The sequence below is a fragment of the Haladaptatus marinus genome (assembly GCF_051194195.1).
Map to the genome: position 1 here is coordinate 110,955 of NZ_JBLZNK010000004.1, position 23,748 is coordinate 134,702.

19 protein-coding genes and 1 pseudogene are annotated in these 23,748 nt (G+C 54.2%); 9 read left to right on the plus strand and 11 right to left on the minus strand.

Features of this window, described 5'->3' with window-relative positions; translation table 11 throughout:
* Positions 1-44: 44 nt before the first annotated feature.
* Positions 45-731: pseudogene (locus ACN2TU_RS14555) on the plus strand (RNA-guided endonuclease InsQ/TnpB family protein); the annotation flags it as partial.
* Positions 732-778: 47 nt separating this feature from the next.
* Here ACN2TU_RS14555 and ACN2TU_RS14560 read toward each other — a convergent pair.
* Entirely contained in the window at positions 779-2,062 is a 1,284-nt protein-coding gene (locus ACN2TU_RS14560) for an amidohydrolase (RefSeq protein ID WP_435156344.1), read from the minus strand.
* A 40-nt stretch (positions 2,063-2,102) separates the two neighbouring features.
* Complete coding sequence (locus ACN2TU_RS14565) at positions 2,103-3,626, minus strand: sodium:solute symporter family protein (protein ID WP_435156346.1); 1,524 nt, start codon at positions 3,624-3,626, stop codon at positions 2,103-2,105.
* A 190-nt stretch (positions 3,627-3,816) separates the two neighbouring features.
* Here ACN2TU_RS14565 and ACN2TU_RS14570 point away from each other — a divergent pair, with 190 nt between their 5' ends.
* Together ACN2TU_RS14570 and ACN2TU_RS14575 are read left to right on the plus strand one after the other, a co-directional pair.
* Positions 3,817-5,067 (plus strand): Zn-dependent hydrolase, encoded by a 1,251-nt coding sequence (locus ACN2TU_RS14570; RefSeq protein ID WP_435156348.1) that lies wholly within the window; start codon positions 3,817-3,819, stop codon positions 5,065-5,067.
* Positions 5,068-5,414: 347 nt separating this feature from the next.
* The gene (locus ACN2TU_RS14575; protein WP_435156349.1) at positions 5,415-6,230 is read left to right on the plus strand and encodes an IclR family transcriptional regulator; all 816 of its coding nucleotides are present in this window, start codon (positions 5,415-5,417) and stop codon (positions 6,228-6,230) included.
* Between the two features lie 795 nt (positions 6,231-7,025).
* Here ACN2TU_RS14575 and xacF read toward each other — a convergent pair.
* On the minus strand, positions 7,026-8,474 hold the full coding sequence (xacF, locus tag ACN2TU_RS14580) for a 2,5-dioxovalerate dehydrogenase (RefSeq protein WP_435156351.1): 1,449 nt from the start codon (positions 8,472-8,474) through the stop codon (positions 7,026-7,028).
* A gap of 237 nt (positions 8,475-8,711) precedes the next feature.
* Here xacF and ACN2TU_RS14585 point away from each other — a divergent pair, with 237 nt between their 5' ends.
* Both ACN2TU_RS14585 and ACN2TU_RS14590 read left to right on the plus strand, forming a co-directional pair.
* Positions 8,712-9,593, plus strand: a complete 882-nt coding sequence (locus ACN2TU_RS14585; RefSeq protein WP_435156352.1) for a fumarylacetoacetate hydrolase family protein — start codon at positions 8,712-8,714, stop codon at positions 9,591-9,593.
* A gap of 133 nt (positions 9,594-9,726) precedes the next feature.
* Positions 9,727-10,500 (plus strand): HpcH/HpaI aldolase family protein, encoded by a 774-nt coding sequence (locus ACN2TU_RS14590; RefSeq protein ID WP_435156353.1) that lies wholly within the window; start codon positions 9,727-9,729, stop codon positions 10,498-10,500.
* Between the two features lie 113 nt (positions 10,501-10,613).
* Here the strand turns inward: ACN2TU_RS14590 and dgoD are convergent, their stop codons facing one another.
* Together dgoD and ACN2TU_RS14600 are read right to left on the minus strand one after the other, a co-directional pair.
* Positions 10,614-11,792, minus strand: a complete 1,179-nt coding sequence (gene dgoD, locus ACN2TU_RS14595) for a galactonate dehydratase (protein ID WP_435156354.1) — start codon at positions 11,790-11,792, stop codon at positions 10,614-10,616.
* 98 nt (positions 11,793-11,890) lie between these two features.
* The gene (locus ACN2TU_RS14600) at positions 11,891-12,862 is read right to left on the minus strand and encodes a D-2-hydroxyacid dehydrogenase (protein ID WP_435156356.1); all 972 of its coding nucleotides are present in this window, start codon (positions 12,860-12,862) and stop codon (positions 11,891-11,893) included.
* A gap of 249 nt (positions 12,863-13,111) precedes the next feature.
* Between ACN2TU_RS14600 and ACN2TU_RS14605 the strand changes: the two genes are divergently transcribed.
* Together ACN2TU_RS14605 and ACN2TU_RS14610 are read left to right on the plus strand one after the other, a co-directional pair.
* Positions 13,112-14,206 carry a Gfo/Idh/MocA family protein gene (locus ACN2TU_RS14605; protein ID WP_435156357.1) on the plus strand — a complete coding sequence of 365 codons (1,095 nt, stop codon included), beginning with the start codon at positions 13,112-13,114 and terminating at the stop codon, positions 14,204-14,206.
* 110 nt (positions 14,207-14,316) lie between these two features.
* Positions 14,317-15,048, plus strand: a complete 732-nt coding sequence (locus ACN2TU_RS14610; RefSeq protein ID WP_435156358.1) for a fumarylacetoacetate hydrolase family protein — start codon at positions 14,317-14,319, stop codon at positions 15,046-15,048.
* A gap of 164 nt (positions 15,049-15,212) precedes the next feature.
* Here the strand turns inward: ACN2TU_RS14610 and ACN2TU_RS14615 are convergent, their stop codons facing one another.
* Entirely contained in the window at positions 15,213-16,229 is a 1,017-nt protein-coding gene (locus ACN2TU_RS14615; RefSeq protein WP_435156360.1) for an aldo/keto reductase, read from the minus strand.
* A 455-nt stretch (positions 16,230-16,684) separates the two neighbouring features.
* Here ACN2TU_RS14615 and ACN2TU_RS14620 point away from each other — a divergent pair, with 455 nt between their 5' ends.
* Positions 16,685-17,464: an HpcH/HpaI aldolase family protein gene (locus ACN2TU_RS14620; protein ID WP_435156361.1), complete on the plus strand. Its 780-nt coding sequence runs from the start codon at positions 16,685-16,687 to the stop codon at positions 17,462-17,464.
* Between the two features lie 113 nt (positions 17,465-17,577).
* On the plus strand, positions 17,578-18,060 hold the full coding sequence (locus ACN2TU_RS14625; protein ID WP_435156363.1) for a hypothetical protein: 483 nt from the start codon (positions 17,578-17,580) through the stop codon (positions 18,058-18,060).
* A gap of 27 nt (positions 18,061-18,087) precedes the next feature.
* Here the strand turns inward: ACN2TU_RS14625 and ACN2TU_RS14630 are convergent, their stop codons facing one another.
* From ACN2TU_RS14630 to ACN2TU_RS14650, 5 genes are all read right to left on the minus strand, one after another.
* Complete coding sequence (locus ACN2TU_RS14630) at positions 18,088-19,620, minus strand: Nramp family divalent metal transporter (protein ID WP_435156364.1); 1,533 nt, start codon at positions 19,618-19,620, stop codon at positions 18,088-18,090.
* Between the two features lie 102 nt (positions 19,621-19,722).
* On the minus strand, positions 19,723-20,958 hold the full coding sequence (locus ACN2TU_RS14635) for an MFS transporter (protein WP_435156366.1): 1,236 nt from the start codon (positions 20,956-20,958) through the stop codon (positions 19,723-19,725).
* 95 nt (positions 20,959-21,053) lie between these two features.
* Positions 21,054-22,148, minus strand: coding sequence for a UxaA family hydrolase (locus ACN2TU_RS14640; RefSeq protein WP_435156368.1), 1,095 nt, complete (start codon positions 22,146-22,148; stop codon positions 21,054-21,056).
* Positions 22,145-22,450 (minus strand): UxaA family hydrolase, encoded by a 306-nt coding sequence (locus ACN2TU_RS14645; RefSeq protein WP_435156369.1) that lies wholly within the window; start codon positions 22,448-22,450, stop codon positions 22,145-22,147. Before ACN2TU_RS14645 ends, ACN2TU_RS14640 begins: the two co-directional genes overlap by 4 nt.
* Positions 22,447-23,628: a UxaA family hydrolase gene (locus ACN2TU_RS14650; RefSeq protein ID WP_435156370.1), complete on the minus strand. Its 1,182-nt coding sequence runs from the start codon at positions 23,626-23,628 to the stop codon at positions 22,447-22,449. The genes ACN2TU_RS14645 and ACN2TU_RS14650 overlap by 4 nt, the downstream gene beginning before the upstream one ends.
* Positions 23,629-23,748: the final 120 nt, after the last annotated feature.

Here is a 23,748-nt window from a genome sequence, read left to right on the forward strand (position 1 = left end):
TGACCTGTATCCGAACGTTCGAACCCTAGTAAACAAGAAGGTTCGTAGACGTTGGCGCGAACAATCTCGTCGCGTGTTCCACGACCACTGGTTCCCAGTGCCTCTACGACGGTCGGGAGTTGTTCGGACGATTACGCGAAACGACCGACGAAATCGCCCGCCTACAGTCGAAACTCCGAGAGGGGCGCTACAGTTCCAATCGGATTCGACGGCTGTACCGACAGCGGACGAAACGCCATGACCACGCACAGAACGCGCTTGTACGCGACCTCGTTGAACGGCTGTATAACGAGGGTATGGCGACGGTGTACGTGGGCGATTTGACCGACGTGATTGAGTCACATTGGTCGGTCAGGGTGAACGAGAAGATACACAACTTCTGGGCGTTCAAAAAGCTCATCCACCGTCTCGCGTGCGTCTGTGAGGTGTACGGTATCTCCCTCGAAGCCGAGTCCGAAGCGTGGACGAGTCAGACGTGTCCCGAGTGTGGCGACCACGACGCGACGGTTCGCCACGAGGATACGCTGACGTGTCCGTGTGGGTTCGAGGGGCACGCCGACCTCACGGCGTCAGAGACGTTCCTTCGGGAAAACAGCGATTGCGAACTTAGGCCGATGGCACGGCCCGTGCGATTCGAGTGGGACGACCACGAGTGGTCGGGGAAACCACACCCTCACGAAAGTCCCAAAGAAGTGCGCACGAACCCGCAAGTTGCCTCTGTGGGTCGGTAGCTGAACCCCCAACGGAGGAATCCTCGCGCTAAAGCGCGGGGAGGATGTCAAAGAGCGGTAATCGTCTCTAGCAGGACATCGACGGCGATTCGAATTGACGTTTCGTCGATATCGAAATGTGGAGTGTGGTGTCCATCGGGGTGATCGCTACCGATTCCAATGTACGTCGCTTTCCCACCCTGTTTTTGCACTCGTTGGATGAGATATGATGCATCTTCGCTTGCTCCGAATCGCTCACGTTTCGAGACGTTCGTCACAGTGTCGACCGTACCCGCAGAATCGAATACCGCGGTCATCATCTCTTCGTCGGATTCGAACGTCGTCGTCTTTCCGTATGTCTCGATATCGAAGCTCACTTCGTGCATTTCTGCGGAGTGAGTTACGATTCGTTTGGATTTCTGCATCATGTACTCGTTAATCGCGGCCGTCTCACCGCGAACTTCGATCATCATCTCGGCATGGTCGGAAATGACGTTCTGTCCGTTTGGAGACGAAACCCTCCCGACGTTCACTCGTGACGCACCGTCACTGTGTCGAGGGATGGCATAGAGATTTTGTATTGCTGTTGTTGCTGCTTGCAGCGCATTTGCGCCTGCTTGTGGTGCATTGCCAGCGTGTGCGGACTGGCCGGTAAACTGAACGAGGAATTTGCAGTTGCACAGAGGACGGTCGTAACCTGCAATGAGCTTCCCGGTTTCGTTGCCGAGACCAAGATGTAATGCGGCGAAATAGTCGATGTCATCCACGTGACCACTCTTGCTCATGGGAATCGCGCCACGGCCACCTTCCTCCGCAGGCTGGAAGAACAGCTTTAGCGTCCCATTGAAATCAGACTCATCTAGTTCGCGTGCAAGGCCGATACCGATGGCTGTGTGACCATCGTGCCCGCAGGCGTGCATCTCCTCCGGATGGCTGCTGACGTATCCATCACGCATTGGAGCATGCGACTCGTCACGCGCTTCCACTCGTTCGAGCGCGTCCATATCGACGCGGACGCCGACCACTGGCCCGGTTCCGTCGCCGTAGACACGCTCTGCGACGAGTCCGGTGACGTCTCCCATTCGCTCCAACAGCTCTTCGGGGGCACCCTCATCGCACGCACGGTCGCGTGCTGCAACGATCTCATGCTCGTCCGGAACGCCGAGTCGTTCGTCCACTGCGACCGCCTCGTCGCCGAGGTGGAGGGTGAAACCCAGTCGACCGAGTTCCGTTGCGACGAGTGCGGTCGTTCGGAACTCTTTCCATCCAGCTTCCGGATGCGCGTGTAAATCTCGCCGAATCTCTATGAGCGATGCCGTCCCGTTCCACACCGAGTCGTCGTGTTCTACCATTCGTTTCCTCGTGAGTGAATGTGTTCGTCGTAGTCGGTCATTAGTCCGAATCAGAGATAAGACCGTCGTTCGACGGTCGTTCGTTCATCGCCTGTCGAGTTTTCTGTTTGAGACCATCGAGATTGTGTTTCTCCGCGGCTGCCAGCACTTTGTCGTACTCTGGTTCCTGGACGAGAGAAATCCCGAAGAACAGGAAGATCGAAAGCGGGAGCCCGACGAAGATTGGGTGCAATCCCATGAACTCGGCGGTGTCCGAAAACCATCCCGCCCACCACCACGCGACCGTGAGACCAGCACCGAGGGCAATGCTCCAGAAGGCGGCGTCGGACGTCCCACGCGGCCAGTAGAATGCGGCGAGCCACGGCACGAGAACGCCACCAGTCAGTGCAACCGCACCGAAGACGATGAGGTCGATGATTCCGGGGACGACAAGTGCAAGCGCGAGCGAGAGCACCATCAGCCCGAGGACGGCAACCCGCGACGCTTGTTGCTGCTTTTCGTTATCGGCGTCCGGGTTCATATACCGAAGATAGATGTCCTCAACGAAATTCGATGCACCCGAGAGGAGGAAGCTGTCGCCACTGCTCATGACTGCAGCCGCGAGTGCCGCAAGGAGAACTCCCGCGAGCCACGTTGGCAGGATATCGACAGCCATCGTCGGCATCAAAAGCTGAGAGTCAGCGATCGAGGGGTACATCACGATTCCCATCGCACCGACGATCAGTGGAACCGGAATGTAGGCGAAGCCGATAATGCCGTTGAGCGTCGTCCCAATGAAGCCATCTCGAGGGCTGCGTGCTGACATCACACGCTGGAGATATCCCTGTCGGACGAGCATGCTCGGAACGAGCGTCACGACGTACCCTGCGATGAGCGTCCACTTCATCGCGAACAGGTCGAATGCCTGTGGTGCGCGCTGGGTCACTTCGGAGGTCATCGCCGAAACCCCGCCGAACTCGAACATGCCGAGTATCGCCAGCAGCCACAGCCCGATGAAGAGAATGACTCCTTGGACGAAATCGGTCCACATGACAGCGGCCATCCCACCGAGGATGGTATAGGCGGTGATAACGAGCGCACCGAGGATTGCTGCCTGCTCAATGGTGATGATGTCACCGAGGAGGAAGCTAATGATGGTTCCTGCCGCCAACCACTGGGCTCCGAGTGTACTCACGAATCGGAGAATATAGAACGGTAACGCGATGAACCGCGTCTTTCCGTCGTAACGATCCTCCAGCATCGCCGGAATTGTAATATTCGATGTCTTCGGGAGTTTATGCCCGAGGAGCGCCGCCACGACGAAGAAACTCGCGAGCGAGATTCCAAAGCTCCAGAACGCCGTGATACTTTGTCCATCATACGTTGAGGCCGACAGTCCGATAGTACCGCCCGCCCCGATCGCGGTTGCGAAGAACGACAGCGCGACGAGATACCATGGTGCGCCCTTCCCCGCGAGGAAGAAGTCTTCGAGGTCTTTCATCCCTTTCTTGTGGAAGTATAAGCCGATGCCTAACATCCCGATGATGTATGCAGCGACAATACCTGCTATGTATGACCGTAGCATTGCGTAGAATCAAAGTTTCTACCACCACTATTTATACTTTTCTTTCCCTACGATAATAAGTAACCCACCCAACAATAGCAAACATTTGTTCAATCCATGGTGATATTACGCCTGTTTGTTCAATTCTAGAATCTGACTTATAGAGTCGATATGGGAAAGACACAAATACACACCCTTTGTCGCTCGGACTATGCAGATCGATGCAGAACGCCTCCAGTGTGATTTGGAGACGAACGCACGGTTCGGTTCAGTCGATGTCGATGATGGATACGCACGAACAGTCGTGACGGGAACTGATGCGGACAAACGTGCTCGCGAATATTTCGTCCGACGTCTTCGTGAGGCGGAAATGGATATCCGAATCGATGCAGTCGGAAATATCGTTGGGCGGTGGGTTCCAGAAACCGCCGACCCCGATTCCAAAGCCGTCGCCACGGGAAGCCATCTTGATTCCGTTCCGGAAGGGGGTATTTTCGATGGCCCTCTCGGCGTTTATGCGGGTCTCGAAGCGGTTCGGGCGATGCAGGATGCAAATCTCCCCGTCCGCCGTCCGATCGAAGTGGTCTGTTTCACCGAAGAAGAAGGGCAACGCTTTGGCATCGGTGCATTGGGATCGGCCATCGCGGCGGAATCACTTTCCATCGGAGATGCACACGCACTGACTGACGAACAGGGAACGACGCTCAAAACCGCGCTCGACTCAATCGGATTTCTCGGCGAGGGTCGAATTCGGCCGGAAGAGTGGGACTCGTGGCTCGAACTTCATATTGAGCAGGACACACGGCTTGAAGCCGAGGACACCTCGGTCGGCGTTGTAACTGCGATTACAGGTATCGCGCGTTGTGCCGTTAGTATCACCGGCGAGGCGAATCACGCGGGCACGACGTTGATGTCCGAACGAACCGACGCACTTGCCGCAGCGAGTTCGGTTGTTAACGAGATAGAAACCGCGGCAATTCAACTCAACAAGAAAGACGCACCAACGGCCGTCGCGACGGTTGGGTCGCTCGACGTGTCGCCGAATGCACCGAATGTCGTTCCCGGACGAGTTGACTTCACCGTCGATATCAGGGATATTTCCCACGAATCGATGATGGAACTCGTTGACCACGTCCAGAGAAGTTTGGATAAAGTCGAAGAGGAACGAGACGTCGAAACGTCGTTTTCCCTCCCTCGACATCGAAAACCGAGAGACATGAGCGAACGGTGTCGTCAGGCAGTTCATGAAACCGCAACGGAGGCCGGGATTTCCGCTACCGACCTTCATTCGGGAGCAGCGCACGATACGATGCGATTAGCGCCGTTTACCGACGTCGGACTACTGTTTTCACCCTCTGAAGACGGTATCTCCCACAATCCACTCGAGTGGACCGATTGGGAGGAATGTGCTGAGTGTACCGAAGTGCTCGCTGGCTCGCTGTACACCCTCGCAGACGAATAGCTCCGCACGTTGGGACTTCTTTTGCAACTGAGTCATCAGTAACACCGTTGGTAGGGGCTCTTCCTGGTTATCCATCTCGGAAACGTCTGTAGTACGAATTTCCCCGTATATCTGTGTCTCTCGGCTTGAAATCTCCATTCCACCACGGTTTAGAAATTCCATGTTTGGGAAACGATCGGTATGTGAATAAAACAGTGACTTGAGCCGATATTCAACGCAATCCTTACAATTCGACGATTCAGTTCGAATGTAATCGTTCGGTAGACGCCTCAACGTAGTGTATTCCAAATTCAACGAATTCCACGATATGGAAACCACTATGTTTCTAGCGTGTATCGGTTATGAGTATGACCAATTCTCACGAGAATGAGGGGTCGACCCAAAGCCTTCAAACCGTAACGACGACCTTCGATGTAATCGATGCGCTCGAGGCAATCGGCGGTGCAGGTGTGACAGAGTTGGCGAATCATCTCGACATCTCCAAGAGTACAGTGTATAAACATCTCTACACGCTGAAGGAGCGAAAATACGTTGTAAAGGACGGCAACGACTATCGGCTCAGTCTTCAATTCCTCCTTTTAGGAGAACACGTTCGAAACCAGAGTTCTCTCTTCCGCATCGGTAAGCCAGAGATCGAGAAATTGGCAGACGAGACGGGGGAGTACGCACATCTGACGACAGAACAACATGGCCTCGGAATCAACCTCTGCAAAATCCGCGGTGAACATGCCGTCGGAACCGACTATCAGATTGCAAAAAAGCAACGTGCGAACTATCTTCACTCGATGGCAACGGGAAAAGCTATTCTCGCGTTTCTCCCGGAAGAGAGAGTAGAGTGGATCATCGACCGATATGGACTTCCTGAGATGACCGATTCGACGCTCACCGATCGTGAATCGTTATTCGAATCCCTTGCGAAGATCCGGGAACAAGGATATGCTGTTAACGATGGGGAGGAAGTCGAGGGGCTTCGTGCCGTCGGGGCTCCGATTCATGACCGGAACGGATCCGTTCTCGGTGCGTTGAGCGTATCAGCTCCGGAAACACGTCTAAGCGGTGACCAATTCCACGAGCATATTCCGGAGTTGGTGACACGGACTGCGAACGTCATCGAGGTGAATCTAAATATGGTCGAACGCTCCTCGGATACCGGATCACTATAAGCTACCATTACGACACTAGTTTTGTAATTCGATTGCTGAACGAATATAGATGAACCCATCGTATCGAATCAGCGGTTAGGATTCCCCGACATTGATACTAATCTATAGATTTACTGTAGCTATTCCTTCGGAAGTGACTGCCCAGCGTCTCGAAGGACGGTCACTTCTCTCGCGATACAGACAAAGGAGGTTCACTGCTACGTCGGAGCAACTTTCCAATAGCTAACACACACAAGAATGTACAGTAAGCTTTCAATAATGATAGACAGATTGTTCTGAAACAGAGAACGCAAAGTGCTAAGAATTAATATGGCTTTGTAAGGTCACATGTAGTATGAACATTCAGCCACCCCAGAATCGATTGGAAGGGACATCAACTATATTTAACCCAGTGTACTATCCGCAATTCAGATGTTCTGTATCGTACCCGTCTTTCAATCTCACCGCGGTAGTAAGTTGTTCGTAACGTCATCAAATTTGCCTTCTGTACGGACACCATTACTACTACTCCCTGAAATTCACGGCCGTACCGGTTCGAAACGACCGGTGAAGTACTGATACGGAATCGAAGGTAGATCTGCGACATTGTGATTATTGTAAATAAATCGAGATTCGTGATGAAAAGGTTCTGTAATACAGAACAGAGTACATGGATTCGGAATCGCACCGGTAATGGAACAATTGCCACCAATACATTAGATGGTGATATTGTAGAACGTCAAAAACGGATTACTAGCCGTGGGTATCGGAAAGCAAAAGCCGTCAAGATACGGTTTTAGAGTCGCTCGCTTTGGGTCAGTAACTGTCGTACACGGTTTTCTCGATCGTGTAGAAGTTCAGTCCTGCGTCACCCTGTTCGCGCCATGTCTCACTGGAAGAGCGCTTGAACCCACCGAACGGGACGTGAAGTTCCAAACCAGTCGTCTTGTCGTTGACCTTCACGACACCGGCTTCCACCTCGTCGATGAAGCGATTAGCTTCTGTGTGATCATTCGTAACGACGCTCGCTGAAAGCCCGTATGGAACGTCGTTTGCCACCGTGACACCCTCATCGAAGTCGCTGACTTTGATGACCGCGATGACGGGTCCGAAGACCTCCTCCTGTGCGATGCGCATGTCAGAGTCCACATCGATAAACACGGTCGGTTCGACGAAGTATCCCGACTCGACTTCCGAACCTTCGGGAACGCCACCACCTGTCGCGAGTGTTGCACCCTCGTTTTCAGCGATATTGATGTAGTCGAGCGTTGAATCGAGTTCGTCAGCACTGATCTGAGGACCCATCTCGTGATCTGAGCCAGGGCCAACGTCAATCGATTCTGCCCGATCGACGAGCTCGGCGACAAACTCATCGTAAATATCCTCGTGAACGATCGCGCGGGAGCAAGCCGTACACGACTGGCCGGTCGTTCCGAACCCACCATTTGCAACGATATCGGCTGCTTCCGCCGCGTTAGCCGAATCCGTGACCACTGTCGGGTTCTTCCCACCGAGTTCTGTCTGGACACGTTTCCCGGCATCGGTCGCTTGTTCGTATACCATCTGACCAACTTCGCTACTGCCGGTGAACGAAATCGCGTCTACCGCATCGTGACCGATGAACTCGCTGCCGACGGTGCTCCCCGAACCCGTAACGACATTCAGCACTCCGTCTGGGAGCCCGGCTTCGTCGAGTGCCCGTGCGATTTCGATAGCGACACCGGGTGCAGCCGACGCCGGTTTGAGAACGACCGCATTACCAGCGGCGAGAGCCGGCGCGAGTTTCCACGCCGGAATGGCGATCGGGTAATTCCACGGCGTAATGAGGGAAGCGACGCCGACGGGTTCTTCGATGGTGTAGAGGTTTTGATTGGTGGCGCTTGGCCCTTTCACCGTTCCGCCCAGGTCGGCAGCCTTCCCGGAGAAGTAATGGAAGATATCGATTGCACGCTGTACCTCGCCGTTCGCTTCGGCATATACCTTGCCCTCCTCGGCAATGAGGCGATCGGTCAGTTCTTCTTTGCGATCGGCGAGTAGACTTCCGGCTTCGCGGAGAATTCGACCACGCTCTGGGCCAGGCGTCGTTGCCCAGTCATCTGCCGCAGCAGCGGCGGCTTCGACGGCAGCGGTTGCATCCTCCGTACTGGAACCCTGATAGGTAGCAACTACATCATCAGGATTTGCGGGGTTTTCGACTTCGAGAACCTCGCCGGTCTCCGAATCGACCCACTCACCATTCACGTAGTTTTGGTTTGTTTCCGACATCGTACGTGTGATTCTCAGTACACCCATACGACTCTTACGGTACATAGAAAGATGGACACCACTCCACCAAACGTGAAAAATTTGGTCTCGGCCGGACTCTCGATCTTGACGCTGTCGAGCAACACATGATCGAAGGTGAGACCTTCCTTGATTAGTTAATTATTGTATGTTTTATCGAAATTTTACTAATTTAATGGGGGCGATACATTTTTAACGACATCCACAAACTATTGTGTCATGCGTTATTTCCGACTCCCCGGTGGAGAGCGTTCAGCGACGGAAACCCTGATCGTCGAAGATGAGGACGGAACAGCATTCAATCTGACGTCTGCATCTCCTGACTTGGGCTCGTTCAAAGCGCTCGCGCGAGCGGCAAACGCGAGCGACGAGTCGATCGATACCGTCGCACGCAAACGTCTCGACGACGCTGATCGGTTCGATCTCGATACGGCTACTGAAGACCTCCTTCGACCGGTCATCGCCGACGAAGTCTGGGCAGCCGGTGTTACGTATCAAATCAGCGAAGAAGCACGCAAGGCGGAGAGTGGAAAGCCCGAAGTGTATATCGACGTTTATGAAAACGAACGCCCCGAAATATTCCTCAAGGCGACACCGTCGCGGACGGTCGGTCCATCGGAGGATATTGGTGTGCGTGGTGATTCAGATTGGGACGTTCCAGAACCGGAACTCGGAATCGTCCTCCATCGAGGCAAACCCGTCGGGTACACCATCGGCAACGATGTATCCAGCCGGGACATCGAAGGTGAAAATCCACTGTATCTCCCACAGGCAAAAGTGTACGACCGCTGTTGTTCGATCGGTCCCTGTGTCGTTTCGGAGGAGTCGATCGAGGATCCACACGATCTCGAAATGTCGTTGACCATCGAACGTGACGACGAGATCGTGTACGAGGAATCGACTTCGACGAACCAAATGGCGACCACGTGTGATGAACTCGTATCCTATCTGGATCGACACAACGTCCTTCCCGAAACGCTTGTCCTCCTCACCGGAACGGCACTCGTACCCCCGGAGTCGTTCACCCTCACTGAGGGCGACCGAGTAACGATCGACATCGACGATATCGGTCGGCTCGTCAACGGTACTGTTACCGTATAAACCGACTGTTCGTGATGAACAGCGAACCGACGCGTAGTCCAGCCCCGACACACGTGGCCATCTTTGTCCACATTCTTTGCAAAAATACGACATTAAGAAAATATTTATAGCATATGGACAAATATGTGTGTGTATGTCTGAAAAATCGTTTCGAAATAGACTGCTCGATGGCGAAACGGCCGTCGGTACGTTTCAGTTACTAGACTCGGCAATGGTTTCGGAGATGATCGGCGTTGCGGGCATGGATTTCGTAATCTATGATCAAGAACACGGCCCATTGACCGCTGAAACCACGCTCAACCTGACTTCGTCCGCACAAAATAAAGATCTCGCGCCGATCGTTCGCGTTCGTGAGAACCGGGAAGCTGAAATCCAACGGGCGCTCGACTTAGGCGCGGCAGGCGTACAGGTTCCACAGATCGAAACTCAATCGGACGCTGAAGCGGCTGTCGAAGCTGCCCGTTTCGATCCGCTCGGAAGTCGGGGACTCTCGCAGTACGTTCGTGCCGGGGAGTATACCGGAAGCGAGGCCTACACGGAGGAGCAAAACGAAGGGCGGCTTCTAGTCATACAGGTCGAAGGGGAACGTGGAGTCGAAAACATCCAAGAGATTCTTGACGTCGAAGGCATCGACGTCGTATTTCTTGGTCCGTATGACCTTTCCCAGTCCCTTGGTATCCCCGGAGAGGTGACCCACGAACGTGTCGAAGAACTCATGCAGCGCGTCTGTGAAAGTGCTGCTGAAACGGATACAGTCGTAGGTGCGTTTGCGGACAATACCCAAATCGCGAACAAGTGGATCGATGCTGGCGTCCAGTATCTCACGATCGGTGTCGAAGCTGCTCTGTTCACCGAACACCTCGAAAGCCTCGTCGATGATATCGATATCTCCCCAACAACCAGCTGAGCAATCGACAATGGCCTATCGAGCAGGGTTGGAGCCAGACCTAGTGGTGACCATTCCGAGTCGAATGATTACACAGACCGTGTTTCAAAAACGATTGAGTCGGTGACAGTCGCTCAGTCGACCAACGAACGGGTTTCCCAGTCTTTCTCGAAGAGGTTGATCGTGTGTACCTCGTCTTTCCCATCGGAGTATGCGTGTTCTTCAACGACATCCATGTCAAGTTCGACCCCGAGACCGGGACGCTGTGGAATCTCAATATACCCATCCTCAACGACGATCGGATCAACGAGGAGGTCATTGACCCACTCTACGTCGTACGTTTGGAAGATTTCCTGAATCATGAAGTTCGGCACAGCAGCGTCCACGTGCGCTGAGATCGCTGTCGCGACCGGACCCTGTGGGTTGTGCGGAGCGAAGCTGACGTGTTCGGCCTCTGCTTGTGCGGCGATCTTCTTCGCTTCGGTTATTCCACCGGTGTTCATGATGTCGGGTTGGATGATATCGACATCGGTGTTCGCCAGAAGATCGCGGAACTCGTACTTCGATACCAGTCGCTCACCGGTTGCGATGGGGATCGGCGATTTGTCCGCGACTTTTCCGAGACTGTTGATCGAGTCCGGTGGGCAAGGCTCCTCGAACCACGTTGGATGAAACTCGGAGAGCGCATTCGCGACTTCGAGCGCTTGTCCGGCGGTAAATCGACCGTGCCCCTCGATGAGAAGATCGACATCGGGACCCACGGCTTCTCGCACCGCACGAACGATATCGACCGAGTGATTGAATTTCTCGCGATCCATTCGTTGCCACGATTTCCCGAACGGATCGAACTTCATCGCGTCGTATCCATCGTCAACGACCTGCTTTGCCGCTTTTTGCCACGTTGCGGGATCGTCGGTCGTTTCGGTATACCATCCGTTGGCATACGCGCGAATATTGTCACCATGGACGTTTCCTCCGATCAGTTCATACACTGGTCGGTCGAGCATTTTGCCCTTGATGTCCCAACACGCCATGTCGATGGCTGAGATGACCGTCGTGTTGACGACGTTCTTCGAGAACCACTCGTCGCGGTACATTTCCAACCACAGACGCTCGGTTTCGAATGGATCTTCTCCGATGAAGAAATCACTCATCTCCTCGATGGCGGCCGCAACTGTCTCCGGTTTGCTATGCGTCGTCGCCTCGGCGAGACCCTGCACCCCCATATTCGTGTCCACGTGGACGAACACCCAGGGTTTCCATGGATTAGCGACTATATACGTCTCTACGTCGGTAATACGCAAGTCCGACATAATTATGCATTTCGTAACGGATGTAATAATACTTCGTGTTGGGTCAAATGGTGTCTCGAACTCCGTTCAGCGTATCGCAGACGCTACATTGGTGCCGTTTACGACTGAACGACGTTCTTTAGCTGGTCGATATCACCATCGTCCATAAGTCGGGTAACGTTCTGTGTGACGATATCGGCTAATCGATTCCAATGGTTCGGGCTATGACCAGCATTATGAGGGGTGATAACTACGTTTTCGAATCGCCAAAGTGGGTGATCCTGTGGAAGCGGTTCCGGATCCGTGACATCGAGCGCAGCCCCATCGATTCGGTTTCGTTGAATAGCAGAGACGAGTGCGTCGGTGTCGATTATCTTTCCTCGGCCGACATTGATCACCTTCGCATTCGGGGGAAGTGTCCGGAATTCGTTCTCGGCAATCAATCCAGTAGTCGTCTCGGAGAGGGGTGCCGCGATAACCAGATAGTCGGTTTGTGAGAGGGCATCGTGAAATGCTTCGGGTTCGTATCCGATGACTTCGTCCGTTATCCCTCCTTTTTCAGGCGTATATCGGACGCCGATCGTATCGACTTCGAATCCGGAGAGCCGCTCGACGACGGCAGTGCCAATGGCACCGAGACCAACGATGGTTACGGTGCTCCCCTTCAGCTCCTCCGCCTGAAAATGGCGCCACTCGTGGCGTTGTTGACGCTCCCATCCGGTCTTGAGTCTGCGCGAAAAGGTCAGCATATACCCAAGAACTTGCTCCGCGATATTTGGCGCATGGATTCCGGACGCGTTCGTCACGACGACGTCCATATCGGCAAGGGTTTCGAGGGGAAGGTGATTATACCCTGCCGCGACACCCGCGAATAGTTGAAGGTTTTCTGCATTTCCTAACAAGGTCTCGTCGATACGCACGCTGGATACGACTTTTGCATCCCGTATGAATTCACGCTCTTGTGATGGTGTTTTGGCGAATCGAACACATCGGTTCGGGAGCTGGTCATCGAGAATGGCGGCGTACTCGGCCGCCGGCAATCCGTGTGTATCGCTGCGTAGGACGAGGACGTCAGTTCTATCGTCGTTCATTTTTATCCCATCACTGGATGAGGGTGTACTCATCCCGTGACTACGTGTATGAATTCGTCGAAATCATATTAGTTTTTTCTAATCTATTAGATTTTTGAAAATTTTACCATGGGGATGAAACGGACAACCGAAGTACACACTATATCCATCGGTGGGATAGCATCCGGTGATGATACTTGCTCCCGAATCTCTGAATTCAGATGATCAAACCACCGAATTAATCAAGTACATGGAGAGACGTCTAAGCATATGGTTTACAGGGCCGGAATTATCGGAACCGGTGGAATTGCTGGGCTGGGAATCCTCGGAATGCACGACGAAGCGGATATCGGGCGAAAGAAGTTCAAAGCAAGTCACGCGGGTGGCTATGAGGAGACTGAGGGAATCGAACTCGTTGCCATTGCGGATGTAGACGAATCGAAACTCGAGCGATTCGGCGACGCGTGGGAGATTCCGGAGGAGCGTCGTTACGTGGGTCACGAAACAATGCTCGAATCAGAAAAATTGGACGTCGTTTCCGTTTGTACTCCGTCGTACCTCCATCGTGAGCACGTGGTATCGACTGCGCGTTCGGCGTCCAATCCCGCTGTCATTTGGTGTGAAAAACCGATCGCAGCAAGCGTCGGCGAGGCAGAAGAGATGAGTAATGTTTGTGCCGATACGGATACTGAACTTGTCGTCAATCACTCGTTTCGGTTCACTGAGAAAGTACGACAGCTTCGACGTGCAGTTGCCGACGGTATCATCGGTGAGCCGAAGTCGATATCTGCCGATTTCCGGCGGGAGTTGATGCGTAACTCGACACATCTGCTCGACCTGTTGGTGTACCTGCTCGACGCCAAAGCCACGCGGGTTAGTGGTTATATCAACGAGGAGAACGACGCCGTCGATGCACTCGGCGGAACACAGGAAGTAACTGACTCCGGCGGTGGTGGGCACGTTCTCCTCAATGATGGCACGTTTGCTACTATCGATTGTACCGTCGCCCGTGATATCTCTTCGATGTGTCTCCAATTCATCGGCACCGATGGAAAACTGTATCTCAACAACGACGACGGTGAATGGCGATACTGGACGCTCGAAGACGGTGTCCACATCGAAGAACCAGTTCCAGGGGTGTCGGGTGCCTGGTCATGGGATGTCGATTATCAACAGGCGTTTCCGAACGCCGCCAGCCACATCGTCGACCTGTTGAACGGTGTCGCGGAAAACCGTTCTCCAGGGGTCGAGGCGACTCGATCCCTCGAAATCATCGTCAGCTTCTATCTCTCTCATTATACCGGTAGCCACGTCGATCTGCCACTCGAAACGCCACTCAAGGACGTCAGAATAACCTCGTGGTGACGACAAAACGTCCCGCGCTTCCCCTTGACCGCCGGTGTTCGCAAGGCAGAGTGGTGCGCGACCCTGCCGCAACGGTAACAGTTTTTAGCGCTGGTTAGAATACTAAATACATGTCGCACGTACGATTTCGTGACCCTGCAGGCTATATTCGTGACGGTCTGTGGACAGACGATGGCATCACCTTTGCCGATGACACTTACGATTCTACTGAGATAGACATCCTCCCACCGACTGATCCAACGAAGATCGTCTGTGTCGGACTCAACTATGCAGACCACGCGGAAGAGTCGGGAATGGAAATCCCAAACCGTCCATTGTTGTTTTTGAAACCGCCAAACTCAGTGGCCGGACACGGTGATACGATTACGCTCCCTGCTAGCAAAGAACGAGTCGAGTATGAGGCCGAACTCGGCGTTGTTATCGGACAGCAGTGTCGAAACGTGGCTGCTGAGAACGCCGAAGCAGTCATCGAAGGGTACACGTGTGTCAACGATATCTCGAACCGCGACGACCAGATGGTCGAACAGAACTGGATTCGAGGGAAAGCGTTCGATGGATCCGCACCCATCGGACCGGTCGTTGCCCCACCGGAGGCGGTACCGGACGATGCGACGGTCGAACTCCGACTAAATGGAGAAATCAAGCAACGGTCTTCCCGCTCGGAGTTCATATTCTCGGTTCCGGAGATCATCGAGGAAATCACGGCGTACCTCACACTCGAACCGGGTGACGTTATCATCACGGGAACGCCCGCAGGTGTCGGTCCACTCTCCGACGGAGATCGGGTCGAAGTCGAGATCGAAGGTATCGGAACCCTCGAACACGACGTCAGTACGGAATAGACCCCTAGACATCGGAGTGCGTTCGATATACGCACCCGATTCAACCGGTCCCCTGATTTTGCGAAGTACACTGTTACCGGACGCTATCAGTGTTCTCGAGTCCTATTCGGAGGTTTCAGTATGATCCGTCGAAAAGCGGTCGACCGGTCCGCTCGGGCGGAGAGTCAGTGTCCCCAGAGGGTATCGTCCTCACGATATCGAGCGTCCATGATTCGATTCCACTGTTCTTCGGACAAATCGACGTCGCACGCACCGACGTTCTCGTCCAATTGCTCAGTAGTTCGCGCGCCGATGATCGGAACGCACGTGAAATCGTCGTGATCCATCAGCCATCGAAGCGACACTTGAGCGGGTGTCGCATCCATCTCGTCGGCTACGTCGCGTATCGCATCGAGAACCTTCCATCCTCGCTCCGATGCATAGTAATCGCCGAAGACGTCGTCGAAGTTCCCACGGGCACCGTCGGGACCTTTCACAGCCTGCGGGTCGTCGGGATCCGCTCGCTCGTATTTTCCGGTCAGGAATCCACCTGCAAGCGGCGAATATGGGCAGACAGCGAGGTTTTGATCGGCACACACGTCGAGGTAGTCCTTCACGTCCTCGTAGTAGCCAGCGTGGTGAAGGGGTTGTGTAACGTCGAATCGTTCCCACTGATGTGTGTCCGACTTCCAGAGCGCTTTCGTGAGTTGCCATGCGGCCATCGACGATGCGCCGAGGTAGTTCACTTTGCCTTCCTCGACGAGCCCGTTCAGTGTATCGAGCGTCTCCTCGATCGGCGTCTCCTCGTCCCAGCGGTGAATGTAGTAGAGATCGAGGTAATCGGTTCCCAGTCTGTCTAAGGTTCCTCGAATCTGGTTTCGAATGTGAGTCCGTGAAAGTCCAGACCCGTTTGGATTCCCTTCGTCGAACGGGAAGTAAACTTTCGAGGTCAGGACGAAGTCCTCACGGTCATGATCCGAAAGCCACTCGCCGATGTATTCTTCGCTCGTTCCGTTCGGATTTCCATAGACGTTGGCGCTGTCGATGAAATTTATTCCATGTTCCCATGCCGCATCGAGCAGGTCGTGTGCTTCCTCACGATCCGTTTCGAGGACGCCGCCGGTTTGCTTCCCGAATCGCCACGTACCGAAACACAGTTCGGAAACCTTCGTTCCTGTCGAGCCTAACTTTCGGTATTCCATTCCATCGACTGGTAGGGTGTGAAATGGTAAAATACCTCGGCACGGCGGATTCAGTATGTAGTCCAGATATAGCAATAATTAAATATTAATTGTCGATATTAGATCGATATGAAGGGAGAAAGACATAGCTACACCAATACACGAAGATCCCTGAAAATGAATGGACTGGGTATCTTCAGGGCAGAGACAGCGGGACAACAGTGTTCAACGGGCCCCCCGCGAAGAAAGGTGACACCAGTCGAGCGCTTGCCATCTCCGGTGGTTCGCTTTCTCTTCATCGTTAGTCCGTTCACCGTCGTGATTTTGCTTCTGTCCGTATTTTGACTTCTCGCACCGATGCTCCGTCCATGAATGGCAAAGGGTAGGGCGTGAATTACGACGAAGACGCTTTTACTCACAGTACTCGAACAGAATATAATCGGCATCGATATTTACTACCGCGTCTAGTTTGATTCATGGAGAACGTATTAAAAAACGCACAGAGCAATGACGAACCGATTATCGGGAGTTGGTTGGCTATTGGCCATCCCGAAGTCGCCGAAATGATGGCGCTACTCGACTACGAATTCATCGTGATCGACCGCGAGCATACCCCGATTTCGCTCGAAACACTCGAAAACGTTCTGCGTGCGGTAGAGAACACGACATCGTCGACCGAATCGTTGGTTCGGGTACCGAGCAGCGATCCCACTGAACTGAAACGAACTCTCGATCTCGATCCGGCGGGAATCATGGTTCCGATGGTCGAAACTGCTTCGGAAGCCGAATCGATCGTCGAGGCGACTCGCTTCCCACCGAACGGTCGGCGAGGGATCGGAATCCATCGAGCAGCAAACTACAGTTTAGACCTGGATGCGTACGTCGAAACGGCGGGAGAGGACGTTAGCCGATATGTTCAGATAGAAACGGAGCGCGGTCTCCGAAATGTCGATGCTATCGCCGCAGTCGATGGAATCGACGGTCTGTTTATCGGCCCTGCAGATCTTTCGGCCTCGCTCGGTGCGTTCGGTACCGTGAACGATTCGACGTTTACGGATGCGGTCGATCGAATCGTTCAGTCAGCGAGAAACGCCGACATCTCCGTCGGAACGCTCGCAATCAGCGAATCAGAGCGGGAAACCCGTCTAAATTGGGATATCGATTTCTTGGTTGCGGGGGTCGATTCGGTTCACCTATTGAGCGGTTCGAAAGATGCGTTACGACATTGCCGTCGAGTATCGAAGTCCGTGGAATGATCGGTTCGTTCAGCCCGTGATCCCATTATTGACACCGTCCCGATGGCATTGGTTCGAATATTTCATTTGTCCGATCAAAACACTAATTTGGTGTTCGGTGTGTGTATGTGTGTATGTCTCACGCAAAATCGGATGGACGTAATTTTGAACTGCTCTGGGGATCGCTCGCTGTCGGCTCATTTTCGATCACCATTCTCGTGTATCTTCGGCTTGGCTTCATCGAGAGTTTCCTGCCACTACTCGTCGGTATCTTCTTCATGCGGCGTTCCATGGCCGAGCGCGTAGCCGGTGGAGGGAAAAACCAGCAGCCAAGGGACCGATTGGGGGAAAAATACGGCATACCACAAGATCGAGCAATCACGAAGAAAGAACGAATTGAGATCCTTAACGAAATTCACTCTTCGTTTCGGAAAAAACGAGCACTCTGGGGAGTGCTCGGTATCGTTTCGGTTGTCCTCGCGTGTGTGTTCATACCGATTACGGTGCTCGTGACGCTTACAAGTATGCTCGTCGGGTTGTACTGTTTCTCCAGGTTCTACCAGGCACACGAAACACTTCGGTATCTCGATCGAGCGATTTCCGAGCTGTCCACATAACAGCCCACAAAAACGGACGCAGGTCGCTTAGAACGACGCGAGGCCGAGATATTCGACGATGGAGATAATTCCTGCACCGGTCAGGAACGCTCCTGCAGTGATGAGTCCGACGGTGAGCTTCCACCCACCACGAAGTTCTTCTGGGAGTGCCGTTCGCTCGGCCCAAAGCATCGCCCAACACCAGAGCCCGCATCCAAACACACCGCCCAGTATGGATGCCGGAGTGACGATCGCGACAGCAGATAGATCTGACCACATCAGAACGAGTCCGAATCCACCAGCATATGCAACCGTTAGTAAGCGCGCCGTTCCCATTCGTTTGCGCTCTAGGCTACGCGCAGCTTTCGAGAAGGGCTTGACCGTTTCCAGCCACGTCCATGTGTATCCTTCCCACGTCGCGTAGAGCGTTCCGAATAGCGCAAAGAACACGCCGATCTTCCAAAGGATCGTCAGGCCTGGGTGAATGGCGGCGAACCACTGCGCTTGAAACGTGTAGAGGTCGAGATCGGAGGGGATCAACTGTGCCTCGTGAAGACTCTGAGCGCCCAGCACCATCGCGGCGGCCGTAAAGAAGGTGATCGCTGTGAACGAAATCAGGACGTCGATCTGTGGAGCTTTCAACCACGATTTTGCTCGTTGCAGGTTGCTCTCGCTCACGTCAAGTGGCACCTCCTTTCCGGGTGCAAGCTCGCGGACAACGTCGGAGACGTCTTCGGAATCGGAACGTCGAAGGATGCCCCAGCGACGTTTTTTCGAATAGCCGACGTAGCCGATGTAGTCGTAAATACCACCGCCGACCGCACCCATATACGTGACGACTTCGATCCAGACGGATCGACTCGCGACAGTCGGGTATTTATCGTAAACGAACGGAGCATAATCGGAAGGCATGGATGGAACCAAGCCACCGAGGACACCGAACAGAGATGGTTGAGCGGCAATGGCGAGAACGGCGATGGTCGCCGAGAGGAAGGCAACGATGACGATCTGAGCGCGCTCAACGTAATCGTACCCACCCACGAAGACCAAACCGGCGGTTGCGACCATCAAGATGGTTCCGATCGTCGCAAACATGGTATCGTTCATCGGGAGTCCAAGAACCCATGCCGTGATTTGGCCGAGCATCTTGGCTAGCCCACCGACCCACGATGGGAAAGCGACGATGGCGATCCCACCCATCAGGAGGGTGAACCATCCTCGTGGTCCCGGTAACTTCGTCCAGCGGGACATTACGTGCTCACCCGTGAGGGTATAATACCGAACACCTGAATACGTCATTATTCCTTTCACGAGGCCTGCCCAGACTAATGCCCAGATGATCGATAAGCCGAAGATAGCACCTCCACGGGGAGCGAACAGCGTTTCACCAGATCCCAGCGTGACGGATGCGACGATCGCACCAGGGCCGAAATATGCGAGTAACTTCTTCCAGTTCCGAGACCCGGATTTGAGTTCCGCCGGCGGCTCCGGAAATGAAATTCCTTCCTTGCTCGGTAAGACTGTTTCTTCGACCGTGCTATGCTCTGTTTGTGGTGGTTCTTGTTCTACCTTCGCACACATACTGTAACCTCTACTACCTTGTCAGATAAAATCATACATGGTTAATAAACATTTCTGTTGTGTACATGATGAAAATATTTCTGCAAATTTATACCGCGCGCATTATTTAACTTCTACACTTCTGTTGTCCCCCCGTCGAAGCCGCTCCGAAACGATTGCGGCGATAATGGCAAGCATCGCAAGTATGACGAAGAGCCACGAAAAGCTCGCGCGCGTGAGGACGTATCCGGCGATAGAGGCACCCAACGCACCAACGCCAAAGACGCCGACGTACGTGTATCCGTAACTCAGTCCACGTGCATCGGATGACGAGAAATCCGCGACGGTGGCCTGCATAAGCGGCTGCTCACCGAAGAGAAACACGCCAAGAAGAATACTCAGAGGAACAAGATTCCACACACTGGGTTCCGTGATCGCTGCAAACATGGCGGATACACCCGCCAACCCGAGAAAAACGAAAACGAGTCCGCGGACGGGACTCACTCGATCGACGAGCCACCCACCAACGTACTGACCGAAGACTCCGACGAGCAGCAATCCACTGTATAGGTACTGGGACGTCCCACGAAACAAGTCAGGTGTGATGGCGGACTTCGACGTGATTACCGTGTCGAAGACGTCAGGGAGGAAAGTCAAAATACCTCGGTAGAACAACCCTTCTAAAACTACCAACAGGAATATCACGGCGAACCCACGAGCGAAGAGCCGTTTCGATGATGCACCGAACTCGGCGATCGAAAACCCACCCTGTGAATCGACAGACACTCCTCCGTTGCTCACGCGAGCAGGTTTCTCGATGGGAACAAAAAGCGTACCTATACCGACGAGGAGCGCCGGAACGACGAGGAACGAAGCCGCGTATCGCCAAGATAATTCCAAGAGAAGCACTGAAACGAGAAGTGGGCCAACTGCAGTTCCCACGTTACCAGCCACGCCGTGAAACGCTAGCCCGCGCCCACGTTCCGAGACGGTGCGGCTGATCAGTGAGAGCCCGGTTGGATGATACATACTCGCGGACGCACCCCAGACTATCAGACCGACCGTGAGGATGAAAATACTCGGTGCGAGACTTATGGTGACGAATCCGACACCCATTCCCAGCACACTGATCGCGATGAGTTTGCGTGTATCGTAGCTATCGGCGAGAATTCCGCTCGGAAGCGCTCCGAGGCCGAACAGGACGTAGCCGACAGTGACGACGAATCCGATCATCGCCGTATCGACGGCGAACGTCGTCATCCAAATCGGAATGAGGAGCGGAATGGTGAGTTCGTACGTGTGTACTAGTCCATGTGCGAACGATGCGACAGCGACGGTTCGTCGGTCGTTACTATTCACTGTAACCACCGCTTATGAAGACACCGGTACGATGCATCGAGCCTCGACTCGGGGCCGTCGTCGATGGGTGAAAGTGTACAGATACCATCTGTTGATCACATCGAGGGTCCGACACGCGTAATCGCAAATTCCGTCAGGCCATGCTTGTCCGCCGCACAGGAACCGCCGTTCCCGACAGTTCGAATCCGCGTCAGCAGGTCGTTTTTCGTATCCGCTGTTGCGTCGATATCGATGTCTTCGGCAAGCGCCGTGACTGTGGAGTGCTCTCCGGAGACCTTGATAACAGGGGCGATCGGATGGCCGGCGGGAATCCCATCCGCCGTGAGATGGATGAGTAGATTCGCGCCGGCTGCGACCAGTCCGGTCGCTGCTTCTTCGAACCGTGACGGTGAATCGACGATTCCAACGCCGGAATCGTGAGATGCAGCGAACCCATACTCCAGCACCTCGTTGATGTCACCCGAACCCCATTCACGAGTTATCTCGTCGAAATCCCCCGCTGCAGCACGCATCCCGACATGCGTCGCTCGTGGTGGCTTGTCTCGGTGCCGGGAAAGCAACGCCTCGAGGTCGGAATGAGCGTCTGGAGCGGTTCGTTCGAGTGCGGCCGCCGGATGGACGACGAGACGTTCGTTTCCTGCAGCGACGATTCGGATACCCATCTCAGCTAATTCATCGATCACATCGCCGACGAGGGGTGCTGCGACCTCGCATGTGCTCTCGCGGAGGTCACTTGCGATTACACCGACGGTCAACTTCCGAAGTGGGACGGATTTCTCGCGGCTGTCCGCTTGCGCCCATAGCTCTCGAACTCGTTCGACACCCTGTTCGACGCACGCTTCAGTGCTTCCGATGTCCTGAATCGAAATCTCTCTGACGGGTACACCTCGTTCGGAGAGCGAGGCAGCTACTTCCGTACTCTGCACCTCTTCACAGCCGAGTCCGACCACAACAACGCCTGCGACATTCGGGTTGGTTCCGATGCCGACGAGCGTTCGCGACGTTTGCTCGTTATCCGCCCCGAGCTGAGCGCATCCGTGATCGTGTGGGGTCGCTCGAGCGTATGGAAGTCGTGCTGCGATTCGGTCGGCAACGTGATGGGAACAGATCACCGATGGAACGACGAGAACGTGGTTACGAATCCCGCCTTCCCCGTTCGAACGTTCGTATCCTTGGAGCGACTTTTTCATCGTTCGGTACCCTCCTGGTCACCCCGACCACGAGTACTTTCACAATTGTGTGTATGTACCCAGGTACCAGCGGGAACGTCTGCCGTTGTACGGCCGATAACGGCACCATATTTGTAAATCTCCTCTCCACTCTCCATCGGATCGAGTGCAAATTTATGCCCGAACGGAACCCGGTCGGTGAGTGCGATTTTCTGACCGTCAAACTTCAGCACGCGTCCGGACTCGAGATCTTCGAGTGCGGTCGCAACTGAGTCCCGGCGGTCCATGAGCAGCGCCGCATCTTCGATCACTTCGCCTTTCATACTGTACCCTCCAACTCCTTTGGCTGAATCTCGTTGATTGCAAACTCCTGAAGCTGTCGGCGTTCAGCTTCGGTTCGTTGTCCATTTGCGACCGCTTTGATGGTCTTGTAAACCCGTTCACCGACTGCCTCGATTTCCTCTCCGTGGACGATAGTCGACGCGTTTACGTCCATATTACTCTGCATATTTTTCCATGTACCCGGATTACCCGTGACCTTGATGACCGGCGCTATCGGGTTCCCTGTCGTCGACCCTCGACCAGTCGTAAAGGCGATTATCTGCGCTCCGCCAGCGACCTTTGCGACGACGCTCTCGACATCGTACCCGGGCGTATCCATTAGGATGAGTCCACTGCCAGCCGGTAATTTTTCGCCGTAATCGACGATGCCCCGTATCGGGGTCGTTCCACCCTTCGCAATCGCTCCGAGGCTCTTTTCTTCGATCGTCGTCAACCCTCCTTCCTGATTGCCGGGTGTGGGTTGTGCTCCACGGAGGTCGACACCCATCAGTTTCGCTTGTCCCTCACGCGCTTCGACGCGTTCGAGAAGCCGTTCGCGAGTTTTTTCATCAGCACATCTTTCGGCGAGGATATGTTCTGCACCGATGAATTCCGGCGTCTCGCTGAAACAAGCCGTCCCACCCGCAGCAATGAGTCGGTCTGCGGCGTTTCCCACCGCTGGATTCGCCGCGATACCGCTCGTTGCGTCACTTCCTCCACATTCCGCGCCAAAAATCAGCTCCGACATATCCGCATCCTCGCGTCGTGCCTGCGATATCCCCTCGTACAAGTTCTCTATGAGATTCCGTCCGGCTTCGAGTGTCCGTTTCGTCCCTCCACAATCACGAATCGAGAGCGTCTCGACCGGCTTGCCACTCGTCGCAATTCGATCCGCGAGCGAATCGGCATCGATGTCTTCGGTACCGAGTTCGAGGACGACGGCGGCACCGACGTTCGGATTTCGACCGACGCCAGCCAAGACGCGCTCGGTTTGCCTCCGTGCCGGGTCGGGTTGTGTCGTCCCCATTTGGTGGGGCGTGGCACGTGCCCACGCGCCGGATTCGGTCGCGATATGACGGGCAACCGGACTGGCCGCCACTGACGTCGGGATGATGGCGACGTAATTACGGACGCCGATCTGGCCATCGTTTCGGCGATACCCGCGAAATGTTCCACACATACGCCTTCTTGATTCTCAGGGACGTGCTATAGGTTTTACTCCGTGAGAGGAGAAAGTACCGATAACACCCCCATTGTTCGAGCAGTATCGCCGCGACAGTTTTCGATACGATATTTCGAC

What these genes read in the sequence shown, in the direction of transcription:
- ACN2TU_RS14560 (WP_435156344.1), bottom strand. Translation starts at nt 2,062, where the DNA reads ATGGTAGAACACGACGACTCGGTGTGGAACGGGACGGCATCGCTCATA.
- ACN2TU_RS14565 (WP_435156346.1), bottom strand. Translation starts at nt 3,626, where the DNA reads ATGCTACGGTCATACATAGCAGGTATTGTCGCTGCATACATCATCGGG.
- ACN2TU_RS14570 (WP_435156348.1), top strand. Translation starts at nt 3,817, where the DNA reads ATGCAGATCGATGCAGAACGCCTCCAGTGTGATTTGGAGACGAACGCA.
- ACN2TU_RS14575 (WP_435156349.1), top strand. Translation starts at nt 5,415, where the DNA reads ATGACCAATTCTCACGAGAATGAGGGGTCGACCCAAAGCCTTCAAACC.
- xacF (WP_435156351.1), bottom strand. Translation starts at nt 8,474, where the DNA reads ATGTCGGAAACAAACCAAAACTACGTGAATGGTGAGTGGGTCGATTCG.
- ACN2TU_RS14585 (WP_435156352.1), top strand. Translation starts at nt 8,712, where the DNA reads ATGCGTTATTTCCGACTCCCCGGTGGAGAGCGTTCAGCGACGGAAACC.
- ACN2TU_RS14590 (WP_435156353.1), top strand. Translation starts at nt 9,727, where the DNA reads ATGTCTGAAAAATCGTTTCGAAATAGACTGCTCGATGGCGAAACGGCC.
- dgoD (WP_435156354.1), bottom strand. Translation starts at nt 11,792, where the DNA reads ATGTCGGACTTGCGTATTACCGACGTAGAGACGTATATAGTCGCTAAT.
- ACN2TU_RS14600 (WP_435156356.1), bottom strand. Translation starts at nt 12,862, where the DNA reads ATGAACGACGATAGAACTGACGTCCTCGTCCTACGCAGCGATACACAC.
- ACN2TU_RS14605 (WP_435156357.1), top strand. Translation starts at nt 13,112, where the DNA reads ATGGTTTACAGGGCCGGAATTATCGGAACCGGTGGAATTGCTGGGCTG.
- ACN2TU_RS14610 (WP_435156358.1), top strand. Translation starts at nt 14,317, where the DNA reads ATGTCGCACGTACGATTTCGTGACCCTGCAGGCTATATTCGTGACGGT.
- ACN2TU_RS14615 (WP_435156360.1), bottom strand. Translation starts at nt 16,229, where the DNA reads ATGGAATACCGAAAGTTAGGCTCGACAGGAACGAAGGTTTCCGAACTG.
- ACN2TU_RS14620 (WP_435156361.1), top strand. Translation starts at nt 16,685, where the DNA reads ATGGAGAACGTATTAAAAAACGCACAGAGCAATGACGAACCGATTATC.
- ACN2TU_RS14625 (WP_435156363.1), top strand. Translation starts at nt 17,578, where the DNA reads ATGTCTCACGCAAAATCGGATGGACGTAATTTTGAACTGCTCTGGGGA.
- ACN2TU_RS14630 (WP_435156364.1), bottom strand. Translation starts at nt 19,620, where the DNA reads ATGTGTGCGAAGGTAGAACAAGAACCACCACAAACAGAGCATAGCACG.
- ACN2TU_RS14640 (WP_435156368.1), bottom strand. Translation starts at nt 22,148, where the DNA reads ATGAAAAAGTCGCTCCAAGGATACGAACGTTCGAACGGGGAAGGCGGG.
- ACN2TU_RS14645 (WP_435156369.1), bottom strand. Translation starts at nt 22,450, where the DNA reads ATGAAAGGCGAAGTGATCGAAGATGCGGCGCTGCTCATGGACCGCCGG.
- ACN2TU_RS14650 (WP_435156370.1), bottom strand. Translation starts at nt 23,628, where the DNA reads ATGTGTGGAACATTTCGCGGGTATCGCCGAAACGATGGCCAGATCGGC.